We start from the raw sequence: 12,638 nt of genomic DNA on the forward strand, positions 1-12,638 counted from the left end.
GACTCCGATTCCAAGCACAGACCAGTCCTTGGTGTGGATTTGGGCGTCAACAACATCGCCGTCGTTTCAACGGGGCGCTTCTGGTCGGCAGACGAGTTCAACCACTGGCATCGGGAGTACGAGAGCCACCGTGGGTCACTTCAACAGTGTGGCTCGCGCTACGCTCACGAGAACATCGAGACTGTCGGTCGCAAAGAGACAGGACGTTTCGAGATATACCTGCACACTGTGGCGAACGAACTCATTGAGGAGGCAGTTGAACATGACTGCTCGCATATCGTGTTCGAGGAGTTGACCCACATTCGGGAGAATATCCTGAAAGCGACGTGGCAACACGTTTGGGCATTCCGACGCCTCTACGAATACGTCGAATACAAAGCGGAGGAGTACGGCGTGAAGGTTGTGCAGGTTGACCCTCGGAATACCTCGAAGCGGTGTTCGACGTGCGGGTTTACGTACAGCGACAATCGGTCTGGGGAGGCGTTCTGTTGTCAGAAGTGTGGATATGAGAATCACGCTGACTACAACGCCTCAAAGAATATCGGTTTGCAGTATCTCCGTCGTCGGCAAAACGCAAACGACGGAGGCGCACCCGTAGATGTGCGCTTGAATCGCGGGACGCTGAACGTGAACGGTGAATATTCGCCTACTGCCCCCAGCAGTTAGAACGGGAGTCCACGCGAAAGCCTCGGGGCTTGACCCCGAGGCAATTTACCGGTACGCCACGTCGACGGCGACGCCGGTCACGTACGCGCGCTCCGCGCTCACCGAACACGTCAGCGTCTGCCCGGATACCGGGCCGCAGGTCACGCCGGCGCGTGCGTCGAGGGGCGCCTCCCACGCCTCGACGTACGGCGAGGTCATCGACACGGTGAGCGTCCCGGCCGTCGAGCGGGAACCCCAACGGTTGAGTCCGTCCACGTCTGAACGTCTACGTACCCGTGTCCGACACGTACGTCTGTTCGGTCTGCCGCGAACCCACGGAACGTTCGTACGGGGTCCGGTACATCGTCCTCACCTGCCCCGCCTGTGGGTGGCACGGGCGGCACGTCCACGCCTCGCTGGTCCCGTTGCTCGAACAGGTACCCGAGTCCGAGCGGTCCGACGACTGGGAGGACCGGCCGCTGGACGAACGTCTCCTGGAAGCGCTCCAGCGGGGAGACATCACGCTCCGTGACACGAACGTGTGAGCGCGTCCGTCCCGGCCGCCTCACTCGTGTTCTGCGAGATACTCGCTCGTCGCCTCGGCGGCGGCCGACCGGAACGCCCGCACGTCGAGCGTGCCCGCGAAGAGCCGGTCGTGGTGTGCGCGGGCGACGCTGTCGACGACCCGCTCGTAGAGCGCGTCGAACGTCACCGGCCGCCCCTCCGCCCGCAGTCGCCGTGCCGCGCCGTCGAGTCGGCCCGTCGTCACGTGCCGTCGCGCGAACGCTTCGGCGTCCTCGACAGTGTCGGTGGCTCGCTCTCCTCCGGAGCGGCCCTCGCCGACGGCCGGGTTCGACAGCGCGCTCCGGAGCCCCGTCTTGTTCCGGAGTAGCACACCCGCCGCCGGCCCGTCGTACCACGCCGAGTCGGGGAACGCGTACGCGTCGGGGTCGAAGTCGACTGCGCGGACCTCCGCGCGAACCGTGTTGAGGGGTTCGAGCCCGAGTCGCGCGTAGATCTTCTCGACGCGGTCCGGCTGGCGGTACTGCCCGTCGGACCAGACGTCGACGCCGATGAAGTTCGGGGTCGCGTCCCAGTCGTAGTCGACGCCGCGGCGGTGCATCGCCCGGCCGAAGAAGACGACTGACTCGACGTCGTCGACGGCGCGTCTCAGCGCCCCCCGGTCGAACGACTCGCGGACGTGCCGCACGGCGTGGTCGTACGCCGGGGGGACGTCGTCGCCGAAGACGCGGACTCCGTCCCCGAAGCGGAGCCGCCCGTCCGCCCGCGCCTGAAAACGGAGCGGTGCCCCGTCGACCAGTTCGTGCAGCCAGAGATGCCCGCGCTCGAACAGTTCCGCCGGGGCCTCCGCGGGAGGTGGGTACGAGGGGAACGCCTTCATGAGGTGTGTCGGACCTCGACGGCCACGCGGAAGTCGTTTCGCCCCGGACGGTCCCCGTTCGCGCCGAGCGGTCTGCACTCGCATCGCGCCGTCGAGGGAGGGTCGAAGAGCGGGGCCCGCACGAACCACGGCGAGCCACGCACGACGGAGCGTGAGCGCGGAACGAGAGCGGAGACGAGCGGAAGGAGCGAAGAAGAGAGGAAGAAGAGAACCGCGCTGACTGCTTACCGGCGGCGTGCGGCGAACGCGGCGACCAGCGTCAGTGCGAGCACGGTCAGGACGATGCCTCCGGCGGGGAAGGCGAACTCCGTCGACGTCGTCCCCACTCCGGCGTCAGTATCCGCGTCGGCGTCGTCCGCATCGGACGCCGGTGCCGTCGAGCGGTCCGTAGACGAGTCGGCGACCGTACCGTCGTCAGTGGATGCGGTGTCCTCGCCGGCCGTGACGGTCACCGTCCCCGACTCGCTCGCGGGATTCACCGAGTCGCCGCCGTCGGCGTCGAACTGAAGCGGTTCGACGGAGAGCGTGATGTCACCCGACATCCCGCTGGACACCTCGACGGTGGCGAGCACGACGTCGGTCGAGCCGGGCTGGACCTGTTCGTCGAGGTCCGCGGCCTCGAGCGTGACGCTCGACCCGTCCTCGGAGACGACGGGTTCGGAGGTCAGCCCGAAGGTGTCCGGGTAGCTCGCCCCTTCGATGAGGGCGTTGCTGTTCCCGACCGAGAGGTCGATGGCGTACCCGGCGAGTCCGTTCGGCGCCGACGTCAGGACGACGTCGACGGTGGCAGTCTCGCCCGGCTGCACGGTCGCGCTCTCGACGCGGATGGTCGGGCTGTCGGTCTGGGCGGCCGCCGCTCCGGTCAGCGCTGAAGCGCCGAGCGTGAGGACGAGGACGCCGACGATCGCGATTCGGAACCGGTCTGTCTCTCGTGGCATGTGTGTGGAGTGTGTGGTGGGGTGTGGGGTGGTGGATGTCGGAGATGCCGAACGAACGGAGACGAGACGGCGCGCCGCCCGTGTCCGTCGTTCGGTTCAGTCGTCGCTGCTGTCGTCGTCGTCGCTTCCGTTACCGTTGCCGTTGCCGTTGTCGCCGTCGACCTCGACACCAGCCTCCTCGTACAGCGCGACGAGGTCGGCGTAGTCGAGCTGCTCGTTGCCGTTGAAGTCGAACGCGCGAGCGTTGGACTTCACGTTGCTGTTCTCGAGGTTGTTGAACAGCGTGACGACGTCGTCGTAGTCGACGCGGCCGTTGCCGTTGACGTCCTCGTAGAGCCCGTCACCGTCGGGGTCCTGCGGCGAGGAGCGGCTCCCACCGATGCTGGCGGGACCGGTCAGGGCGATGCCCGAGCGGGCCTCGACGTCGATGGCGTTGCCGCTGTCGTCGTCGAACGACGCGCTGGTGTTGATGTCCGTGGCGCCCGCGCCCATGCCGGTGAGGGTGATGGTGGCGAGCTTGAACTCGGTGCCCTCCTGCTGCATCACCTTGTTCGTGTCGGCGAACTTGAACGTCGCCGTCTTGCCGTCCTCGACGGTCGGCTGCTGCGCGAGGCCGACCGCGTCGGGGTAGCTCGCGCTCACGATTTCGACGACGCTCTCGTCCGCGACCTCGACCTGGAACGTGCCGCCGGCGAGGCCGTCGGGGACGTGCTTCGCCACGACGTCCGCCTCGACCGTCTCGCCCTGGCCGACCGCGACGGAGCTGACGTCGACCTGGACGTTGGGCTGGTAGACGTAGAGACAGTCGTTGGGGTACGAGCGTCGCGACTCGTCGAAGCCGTCCTCACAGCAGAGGACGCGCCCGTCGTCCATCACGTAGACGTTGTCGATGTTGCGGACCGCGTCGTTCGCGACCTCCGGCCCGTCGGTGAAGTCAGGGCCGACGATGGCCGCCTCGAGCGTCGAGACGTTGTAGTTGGCGTCGAGTTCGCCGCGGTAGATCACGCCGCCGTCGACGCGGTCCATCCGGACGTCGCCCGTCTCGTCGGCGAGGTCGTCGTTGAACTCGGAGATACCGAAGTAGACGTAGTCGCCGGGACCGGCGTCGTCGCGGCTGTCGACGCCTTCGGCCTTGTTGAACTCGATGGAGGCGCCGATCTCCTTCGCGGCCGCACGGGTCTCGAGGAAGGGGACCTTGCGGAGCTCCTCGTCGACGCCGTTGGGCCCGTTCTCCTCGTACTGCTTGGCCCACTCCATAATCTCCTCGTTGGTGATGTAGTTCTGGTTGCCGTTCTCGATGACGTCGAGGTCGGCCTCCTTGAGTGCCGCATCGAGGTTCCCCACGACGTCCGTGTCGTCGGACGTGTGGGCCTGGAGGTAGTCCATCTGGGTGACGTCGTCGTACTCGGCGATCCACTCCTCACACTCCGCGTTGGAGGCGTGGCCCAGTTCGATCCACTCGATTTCGAGGGTGACCTCGGCCGGGGAGCTCCGGCTCCCAGACTCGGCGACGTTCGCCGAGTCGTTGGTGATCTTCGGGGCGTACAGCGTGCCCGAGAGCTCCATCGGGTCGTCGTAGCCGGGAATCTCCTCGTCGGCGACGAACTTGTAGATGCCCTTCGAGTCGCCGTCGGAGCAGCCGTACACCGTCTTGAGGTCGTTCTCGAAGTCCGGTGCCTCCCACGAGGCGCGGCCCATCACGTAGTACTTGATGGGTGTGGGCTCGTCGGCGGCGGGGTCGCGGAAGTCGACGTGGTAGCCGTAGCGGTAGGGGTTCGGGTAGACGTCGCCGATGGGCGAGACGGTGTTCGTGTCGCCGGACTGGTCGACCTGGTCCGCGCCGAGGTAGTACGCGAGGAACTCGACGCCGGTCAGCGCCCAGTAGCCCTGGACGTACCAGCCGCTCTCGAGATCGCCGTTGTCGGCGTAGTCGTTGACCGCGCCCTGGATCTCGGAGGGGTTCGGGCGGTTCCAGAACTGACAGCCGCCGACGATTCCCTCGCCGGAGCCGGCCTCGACGATGTCGCCCACCGAGTTGGTCAGGGAGACGCGCGGGTGTGCGTAGTTCTCCTCGGAGGAGACCATCGTGTTCCACGGCGTCTTGTTGCCGTAGCAGTTGATGCGCGTCCCGCCGAGTTCGCGGAGTGCGTCGGTGTTCGCGAGATTGATCGCGCTCTCGAGGTCGGACTCCCACTCGCCGTCCTCGGTCTGGCTGATCGGGATCCGGCTGATGTTGCCCGGGCTGTTCTCCCAGTTCGTGAACAGGTACCCTTCGGTGCCCTCCTCGTTCGTGGCGACGAACTGGTTGCAGTCGGGGTTCGTCGCGGCCGCGCCGTACTGGGTGCCCGCGAAGTTGTCCCGCGTGATGTCGGTGCCGTCGGGCGTCTGCGTCACGCCGAGGCGCTCCGAGCCACCGTTGATCGAATCCATCGACTTCCCGAGGTACGTGTACGTCCCGACGCTTGAACGGATCTGTCGACGCTGTTCCTCGCTCTCCGGAATCGACAGTTCCGGGAAGTCGCTGTTGTCGCCGTTCAGCTGGAACTGAAAGCCGCTGAAGTAGCCGACACCTGGCGCGGAGAACTCGCCGATGTTCTCCTCGCTCGGGTGTTGATTGCTGTACAGGAGCGTCCCGTCCTCGAAGACGTACGGCCCCGTCACCTCGGCCCCGAACGCGGTGTTCGAGAAGCGCTTGAGGCTCCCCTTCACGCTCGGCGCACCCGGTGTGTCCGATTCCTCGATCTCACTGTTACTCGCACTCGCAACACCGCTGCCCGCCACGCTCGCCCCGAGCGCTGCGGCCACCGATGACGCCATCAGGTTCCGTCGACTGAAGTCGACCATGCGAGTGGACGGCACAACCGTTTGATAAAAGCGTTTTATAATATCTCTCTCGATTACAACTATCGGGAGTTATCGGACAAGGGGGGTGCAAAGCAGTACGCACTCTCTTGTGATGTACGTACGTGTAAATATTCTCGATCGCTGGAACACGGTGACTACAGAAGTCGATAAAAACGCGCTTTCGCGGGCCTCTACGTGCCCGAGGGCGACCGTGGATTATCGAGCGTTAGACGAGATATCTGACGACCTGTTCCCCACACACGGTACAGCCAGCTGACAAGGTCCCGTATCGCGAGCGTTCGAGCGGGACAGATGCGAAATTTTATACTTCGGCCGAAAAGCAATATTTATTATACATTTCGGCACGGATTTTTCGCGTTTCGAACGCCCACCCGTCCCGACGCCGATGGGGCACGCCCCGGACGCGAGACTAGAAGACGGGGTCGCCCGCGTTACTCGATGCCCCGCTCCTCGGCGCCGTCGCGGATCTCCTCCGCACGGTTCTCGACGACCTCGGCGTACTTCTGAATCCGGTGGGGTTTCATCCCGAAGAACGAGGCGACCCACTCGCGGTCGTTGTGCGGTTGCGCGAGCATGTACGACGCCAGCACGGCTCGACCGGCGGCGATGATGGCCGGCGGCACCCCGTGTTCGCCGGTTCCCTCCTCCTCGAAGCCGTTGGCACAGAAGTAGACGTCGGCGTACAGTTCCGCCGTCTCGGGGTCTGCGAACTCGAGTCCCCGGTGCTGTGGTGCATCGAACCGGTACCGCGGTTCGTCGCCGCCGTCGTGGTTCACTTCGACGATTCGGACGCCGAGAATGTACTCCCTGTGAATCGCTCCGTCCTCCATCTCCGGAGACTGTCGGTCTGTTTTCGACATGGTTGGCCGTGCGCCGTCGCGCCCTCCTGTGGGCACGACCACGTTCAGGTCGCCACTGGCGGGAGCGAGGGGTAGTAGGTTTATAATTCTGATATATACCGGTAGTGAGCGGTCGGTCCGCCTCTCGACAGCTACCGACCCGTCAGCGACGACGCGAGGGCCGACGGTGAGTGTCCCACCGCTAGTCGACGGCCGTCCTTACGGACTTACTCGCCGTCGTCGTCGTTGCCACCGTTTCCGTCGTTACCGCTGCCGCCGTTACCCCCATTGCCGCCGTTCCCTCCGTTGCCGTCGTTGCCGTTACCCCCATTGCCGCCGTTCCCTCCGTTGCCGTCGTTGCCGTTCCCGCCGTTACCTCCGTTCCCGCCGTTGCCGTTCTCGTCATTACCACCGTTCTCGTTCTCGCCGTTGTCGTCGTCGGTGTCTTCCTCGCCGTCGCCGACGAGGACGGTTCCGTCGGTGGTCTCGAACGCGATGCTGTCGGGGACCTGCCCTTCGAGCGGCGTCGTCACCTCCAGCGACGTCTCGCCGCTGGCGTTCCCGGCGACGGTGACTGTCGCGAGCGCCACCTCGACGCTGTCTATATCGACGTCTCGTACCGGGCCGAGCGGGAACCGCGCCGCTCCCCCGTTCTCGATTACGGCGGGGTTTCCGGACGCGGTCACGTCCTCGCCGTACTCCGCGTCCGTGATAGTCGCGACGGACGAGTCCGCGACACGGACGGTGACCTGGCCGCCGACGTTCGGTAACTCGCCCAGCACGTCGGGCGGGTGTGAGACCGTGACGCTGCTCTCGGCGTTCGTGCCCACGTCGACTGCCACCGACTCGACTGCGAGCATGGGGTTCGGCTGGTAGACGTACAGACAGTCGTTGGGGTACGAGCGGTTCGACTCGGCGAAGCCGTCCTCACAGCAGATGACGCGCCCGTCGTCCATCACGTAGACGTTGTCGACGTTGCGGAGCGAGTCGTTGGCCGCCTCGGGGCCGTCGGTGAAGTCCGGGCCGACGATGACCGGTTCGAGCGTCGAGACGTCGTAGTCGAGGCCGAGCTTCCCGCGGTAGACGACGCCGCCGTCGACGCGGTCCATCTGGACGTCGCCCGTCTCGTCGGCGAGGTCGTCGTTGAATTCGGAGATGCCGAAGTAGACGTAGTCGTCCGGCCCGGCGTCCGAGACGCTATCGACGCCTTCGGCCTTGTTGAACTCGATGGAGGCACCGATCTCCTTCGCGGCCGCGCGGGTCTCGAGGAACGGCACGCGACGGAGCTCTTCGTCGACGCCGTCGTGGCCGTTCTCCTCGTACTGCTCGGCCCACTCGATGATCTCCTCGTCGGTGATGTAGTTCTGGTTGCCGTTCTCGATGACGTCGAGGTCGGCCTCTTCGAGCGCCGTCTCCAGGTCATCCTCCCAGTCGGTGTCGGCGTGGGCTTCGAGGTAGTCGACCTGCGTGACGTCGTCGTACTCGGTGATCCACTCCTCGATTTCGGCGTTGGAGGCGTGGCCGAGCGGCATCCACTCGACCTCCAGAGCGATCTCCGCGGGCGAGGCCGGCGGGTCCGCGGTGATCTCGCTCGTGTTGGTGATCTTCGGGGCGTAGAGGGTCCCCTCGACGTCCATCGGGTCGTCGTAGCCGGGAATCTCCTCGTCGGCGACGAACTTGTAGATGCCCTTCGAGTCGCCGTCGGAGCAGCCGTACACCGTCTTGAGGTCGTTCTGGAAGTCCGGCGCCTCCCAGGAGGCGCGGCCCATCACGTAGTACTTGATGGGCTGGGGTGGGTCGCCGGCCGGGTCGCGGAAGTCGACGTGGTAGCCGTAGCGGTAGGGGTTCGGGTAGACGTCGTCGATGGGCGTCGTCGTGTTCGCGTCGGCGCTCTGGTCGTCCCGGTCGGCGCCGAGATAGTACGCGAGGAACTCGACGCCGGCCAGCGCGAACGCCCCCTGCGGGTACCACGACGAGTCGAGTTCGTCGTCGTCGACGTACTCCCCGACGACGCTGGGAATCGACGCCGGGTTCGGACGGTTCCAGAAGTGGGCGGCGCCGACGATTCCCACGCCGCTCTCGGCCTCGACCATGTCGCCCACCGTGTTGGTCAGAGAGACGCGTGGGTGTGAGTAGTTCTCCTCGGAGGAGACCATCGTGTTCCACGGCGTGCGGTCGCCGTAGCAGTTGATGCGCGTCCCGCCGAGGTCACGAAGCGCGTCGGTGTTCGCGAGGTTGAGGGCGTTCTCCAGGTCGGCCTCCCACTCGCCGTCGTCGGTCTGTTCGACGGGGATGCGCGAGACGTTCCCGGGGCTGTTCTCCCAGTTGGTGAAGAGGTACCCCTCGGTCCCCTCGGCGTCCGTGGGGACGAACTGGTTGCAGTCGGGGTTCGTCGCGGCCGCGCCGTACTGGGTGCCCTCGAAGCCGTCCATCGTGATGTCGAACTGGTCCGGCGTCTGCGTCACGCCGAGTCGCTCCTCGTCGTTGTTGATGGAGTCGCGGGCTTGGGCGAGAATCTCGAAGGTGTGTTCCGCCGACCGGACCTTCCCCTGTTCTTCGACGGTGGTCGGAATCGACACCTCCTCGAAGTCGTCGTTCGAGCCGTCCATCTCGAACTGGAAGCCGCTGAAGTAGCCGATACCGGCCCGGTCGTACGGCGGTTCGTTCGCCTTCGCCTCCGGCATCGGCTCGGAGTACTCGGGGACTGTGTCGTCGAACAGGTCGGGGTCGCGCGTCCCGGTGTAGGGGTGCTGGAGGCTGTGCAGGAGCGACCCGTCCGTGAAGACGAACGGCCCGGTTACCTCGGCCCCGAAGGAGGTGTTCGAGAAGCGCTTGAGCTCGCCCTTCACGCTCGGCGCACCCTCCGTGTCGGACTCGTCGATCTCGGTCTCGCTCGCACTCGCGGCCTCGCTCCCCGCGACGCTCGCACCGAGTGCTGCGGCTACCGAACTCGCCATCAGGTTACGTCGACTGAAGTCGACCATACCACGGCCGACTCGCCCACGTTTTATCAAATTTTTTACCGTTTTTGCCAACTGTGTCCACCCGCAGACAGTTGGGTGCGAGTGGCTGTCGGTCGCTCGCGTCTGTCAGAGTCCCTGTTCGGTCGCTCCCGCCCTGATCTCTTCGGCCTGTCCGCGGACCCACTCGACGTACTTCCGGATACGGTGTGGTTTCTTCCCGAAGAACGACGCGACCCAGTCGCGGTCGATTCCGGGTCGGGTGAGGAGGTAGACGGCGAGGACGGCCCGGCCGGCCCCGATGACTTCCGGAGGGACGCCACGCTCGCCGGTGCCGTCCTCGACGAACCCGTTCGTGCAGAAGTAGACGTCGGCGTACAGCCTCGCCGTCTCCGGGTCGTCGAAGACTACCTCGGCGTGCTCGGGCGCCTCGAACCGGTACCGTGGTTCGTCCGCGTCCGGCGGGGTGGTCTCGACGATGCGGACGTCGAGGACGTACTGCTCGTGTATCGATTCGTGGGCCGCCTCGTCTGTTCGGTGGTCCATGTTCGACATGTTCGGCCTCTGTCTCTCCACGTCCGTCGCGGTGGCCGTGGCCGCCAGTCCGGAGGGCTCCGACGCCGTCGCTACTGCACCCATCTATCCCGCGACCCCACTTTACCCTTGCCCCGGGTCGGTTGCGTCGCCGCGTCTCCGGGGGCGTCCGACGACGCCGTCCCGGTGTCCGTCGTCGCGTCCCAGTGTCCGACGTCGCCGTCCTGGCCTCCGTCGTCGAGTCGATGCAGAACGTGTCTCTGAAAAACAAAATTTTAAATCATCATACACAGATTGCTATCGTGGTTCACAACCATGACTGACGTAACCCTCGACGTGGCGAAGGAACTGATCGCTGCCGCCGAAGCACGCGCCGACGAAATCGACGTCCCGATGTGTATCGCCGTGATGGACGACGGAGCGAACCTCGTCGGCTTCCACCGGATGGACGACGCGCTGCTGGCGAGCATCTCCATCTCGCAGAACAAAGCGTACAGTGCCGTCTCGCTGAAACTGGACACGGAGACTGTCTGGGAGGTCTCACAGCCCGGCGAGTCGCTGTACGGCCTCGGAAACACGAACGACGGGCGCATCATCACGTTCGGTGGAGGGATTCCCCTCGAGTCCGACGGCACAGTGGTCGGTGGTATCGGCGTCTCGGGCGGCAGTGCCGAGGAGGACGTGGACGTCGCGTCCGCTGCCGTCGAGGCCTTCGAGTCCCTGTAGCGCAGCCGACCCACGGCACACTTCCTGACGACCGTCGGTTCCCGTCCGTCACACCAGCCGGCGACTCGGTCGACGCTCGGTCAGTCGACCGGCTTCAGCGGCGTCCCCTTCGCCAGTCGGGCCGCGTTCGAGCCGAGCGTCCGTGCGTCGCTCGCGGTCACCCCGGAGACGTCGAACAGGGGGCTGTCGTCGGTCAGTTGCTTGTGGTGGACGACCACCCGTGTGTCGTCGACGCTGACGCCGATTTTCAGCGCCGACTCCAGCGCCGCCCGATACGCGGTCGCGACGCTGTCGCCGTCGGCCCCGAACTCGACGAGCCAGGGGACACCTTCCTCCTCGAGGCCGTGTTCGAGAGACGCCACCCACTCCGGCTCGGTCTCGGGGTCGCCGAAGCAGCGGACGAGGATACAGGGGACCTCGTCGTCCTGGTCGACCGGTCCGCGACACTCGGTCATACGTGTCGTGGTACTGGTCACGAGAGTATATGAGTTCTCCCGGGGTCCGCAGCCGAGGCCCCGTCAGTTCGTCTTCGCGCGCGTCCGTTCGAGCGAAGTCGACAGCTCCGTGGGTAACTCGAAATCCAGGTACGACCCGCCCCCGATGTGCGAGAGGACGAGTCCGGTGGCGACGGCGTTCCGCGGACCCATCTCCCCCCGGACGTTCGCCCGCCCGCAGACGATGCCGTACTCCGCGAGCGCGTCGGAGATCATCTCGGGAATCTCGAAGTCCAGCGCGGACCGGCCGACCATCACGACGAACGGAATCTGTCGGATGCTCTCGGTCGGCGTGATGAGGTTGAGCGCCCGCTCGGCGTTCCTGACGAAGACCCGCCGCTTCGCTCGGCGGCGGATCCGCCGAACCTCTTCGGGGGACTTGTCGACCGGGACGGGTCGCATCCCGCCGTCGTCTTCGAGGAGGACCGTGCGTCCGAAGAGGCTCGGGTCGACCGGTTCGTCGAGGAAGTCGACGGTTCCGTCCTCCTCGCGGATGCTGAAGAGCGTCTGTACCTTCGCGGACGGGAACTTCTTGACCGCCTCGGCCAGGTCTCTGTCGTCGAGCCCGAGCTCGGAGTCGATGAGCATCGTGACCATGTCGCCGGCCCCCGAGAGGTGGATCGAGTCGATCCGCTTCTCGGTGTCCATGTACGCCGCGTCGGTCGACCCGCCGCCCATGTCGAGGATGGCGACGGGGACGTCCGTCCCCGGCGTCGTGAGCGACCCGAGGACGGCCATGTTGGCCTCGACGCCCTGGATGACCACCTCGGCGTCGAGTTCGGCCTCGATGCCGTCGGCGATCTGTTGCATCGGCAACTGCTGGGTCTTGACCATCGCGGCCAGCGCGACGGCGGTCTCCATGCTGAACTCGCCGGCGACCGAGCCCTGGACCTCCTGTGGGACGAGCGTGTCCACGGCGACGATGTCGCGAATCTCGATGCTGTCGACCGCCTGGCCGGTCACTTCCGCCATGCTGGCCCGCGCCCGGTTCAGCATCCCGCCGATGTTCGACCCGCTCTCGCCGCGGACGTCCGCGACCGGCCAGTTGTTCATCACCGTCTCCATGATCGCGTCGGCGCCCTCGTCGACGGACACCTCCGCCGTGGAACCACGTTCGTTGATTATCTGGAGCTTCCCGGCCGGGATGGTCCGCTCCTCGACGTCGCCGCTCGGGGTCTTGATGACGACTGCGGACTTGTTCCCCACGAGTGCCCGCGCGACCGGGATGATCTTCT

General features: G+C 65.9%; 12 protein-coding genes. 3 read left to right on the forward strand and 9 right to left on the reverse strand.

All coding sequences use genetic code 11. The features are described from left to right. Window positions 1-666 (forward strand): RNA-guided endonuclease InsQ/TnpB family protein (locus ACESK5_RS16785; RefSeq protein ID WP_372912730.1); only part of this gene is annotated, 666 nt, incomplete at its 5' end. Between the two features lie 45 nt (window positions 667-711). On the opposite strand, the gene ACESK5_RS16790 is transcribed toward ACESK5_RS16785, so the two are convergent. Beyond that, window positions 712-864: a hypothetical protein gene (locus tag ACESK5_RS16790; protein ID WP_372912731.1), complete on the reverse strand. Its 153-nt coding sequence runs from the start codon at window positions 862-864 to the stop codon at window positions 712-714. 77 nt (window positions 865-941) lie between these two features. On the opposite strand from ACESK5_RS16790, the gene ACESK5_RS16795 reads away from it, so the two are divergent. Beyond that, window positions 942-1,190: a hypothetical protein gene (locus ACESK5_RS16795; RefSeq protein ID WP_372912732.1), complete on the forward strand. Its 249-nt coding sequence runs from the start codon at window positions 942-944 to the stop codon at window positions 1,188-1,190. A 20-nt stretch (window positions 1,191-1,210) separates the two neighbouring features. Here ACESK5_RS16795 and ACESK5_RS16800 read toward each other — a convergent pair whose 3' ends face one another. The 6 genes from ACESK5_RS16800 to ACESK5_RS16825 all read right to left on the reverse strand — a co-directional run bounded on the left by ACESK5_RS16800 (window position 1,211) and on the right by ACESK5_RS16825 (window position 10,204). Further along, entirely contained in the window at window positions 1,211-2,047 is an 837-nt protein-coding gene (locus ACESK5_RS16800) for a hypothetical protein (protein WP_372912733.1), read from the reverse strand. 224 nt (window positions 2,048-2,271) lie between these two features. Then, window positions 2,272-2,985: a cell surface protein gene (locus ACESK5_RS16805; protein WP_372912734.1), complete on the reverse strand. Its 714-nt coding sequence runs from the start codon at window positions 2,983-2,985 to the stop codon at window positions 2,272-2,274. 96 nt (window positions 2,986-3,081) lie between these two features. Continuing rightward, on the reverse strand, window positions 3,082-5,829 hold the full coding sequence (locus ACESK5_RS16810; protein ID WP_372912735.1) for an alkaline phosphatase PhoX: 2,748 nt from the start codon (window positions 5,827-5,829) through the stop codon (window positions 3,082-3,084). Window positions 5,830-6,281: 452 nt separating this feature from the next. Beyond that, the gene (locus tag ACESK5_RS16815) at window positions 6,282-6,710 is read right to left on the reverse strand and encodes a hypothetical protein (protein ID WP_372912736.1); all 429 of its coding nucleotides are present in this window, start codon (window positions 6,708-6,710) and stop codon (window positions 6,282-6,284) included. 206 nt (window positions 6,711-6,916) lie between these two features. Further along, window positions 6,917-9,673 (reverse strand): alkaline phosphatase PhoX, encoded by a 2,757-nt coding sequence (locus ACESK5_RS16820; RefSeq protein WP_372912737.1) that lies wholly within the window; start codon window positions 9,671-9,673, stop codon window positions 6,917-6,919. A 105-nt stretch (window positions 9,674-9,778) separates the two neighbouring features. Then, entirely contained in the window at window positions 9,779-10,204 is a 426-nt protein-coding gene (locus ACESK5_RS16825) for a hypothetical protein (protein WP_372912742.1), read from the reverse strand. A gap of 294 nt (window positions 10,205-10,498) precedes the next feature. On the opposite strand from ACESK5_RS16825, the gene ACESK5_RS16830 reads away from it, so the two are divergent. After that, entirely contained in the window at window positions 10,499-10,909 is a 411-nt protein-coding gene (locus ACESK5_RS16830) for a heme-binding protein (protein WP_372912739.1), read from the forward strand. An 80-nt stretch (window positions 10,910-10,989) separates the two neighbouring features. Here the strand turns inward: ACESK5_RS16830 and ACESK5_RS16835 are convergent, their stop codons facing one another. Then, window positions 10,990-11,364, reverse strand: a complete 375-nt coding sequence (locus ACESK5_RS16835) for a glycerol dehydratase reactivase beta/small subunit family protein (protein ID WP_372912740.1) — start codon at window positions 11,362-11,364, stop codon at window positions 10,990-10,992. Between the two features lie 63 nt (window positions 11,365-11,427). After that, a partial coding sequence (locus ACESK5_RS16840) for a diol dehydratase reactivase subunit alpha (RefSeq protein WP_372912741.1) occupies window positions 11,428-12,638 on the reverse strand: 1,211 nt, incomplete at its 5' end.

The sequence above is a fragment of the Salinigranum sp. genome (genome assembly GCF_041641895.1).
Classification (GTDB): Archaea; Halobacteriota; Halobacteria; order Halobacteriales; family Haloferacaceae; genus Salinigranum.

Coding starts and splice junctions, on each gene's coding strand:
- ACESK5_RS16790 (WP_372912731.1), bottom strand. CDS start 864: ATGACCTCGCCGTACGTCGAGGCGTGGGAGGCGCCCCTCGACGCACGC.
- ACESK5_RS16800 (WP_372912733.1), bottom strand. CDS start 2,047: ATGAAGGCGTTCCCCTCGTACCCACCTCCCGCGGAGGCCCCGGCGGAA.
- ACESK5_RS16805 (WP_372912734.1), bottom strand. CDS start 2,985: ATGCCACGAGAGACAGACCGGTTCCGAATCGCGATCGTCGGCGTCCTC.
- ACESK5_RS16810 (WP_372912735.1), bottom strand. CDS start 5,829: ATGGTCGACTTCAGTCGACGGAACCTGATGGCGTCATCGGTGGCCGCA.
- ACESK5_RS16815 (WP_372912736.1), bottom strand. CDS start 6,710: ATGTCGAAAACAGACCGACAGTCTCCGGAGATGGAGGACGGAGCGATT.
- ACESK5_RS16820 (WP_372912737.1), bottom strand. CDS start 9,673: ATGGTCGACTTCAGTCGACGTAACCTGATGGCGAGTTCGGTAGCCGCA.
- ACESK5_RS16825 (WP_372912742.1), bottom strand. CDS start 10,204: ATGTCGAACATGGACCACCGAACAGACGAGGCGGCCCACGAATCGATA.
- ACESK5_RS16830 (WP_372912739.1), top strand. CDS start 10,499: ATGACTGACGTAACCCTCGACGTGGCGAAGGAACTGATCGCTGCCGCC.
- ACESK5_RS16835 (WP_372912740.1), bottom strand. CDS start 11,364: ATGACCGAGTGTCGCGGACCGGTCGACCAGGACGACGAGGTCCCCTGT.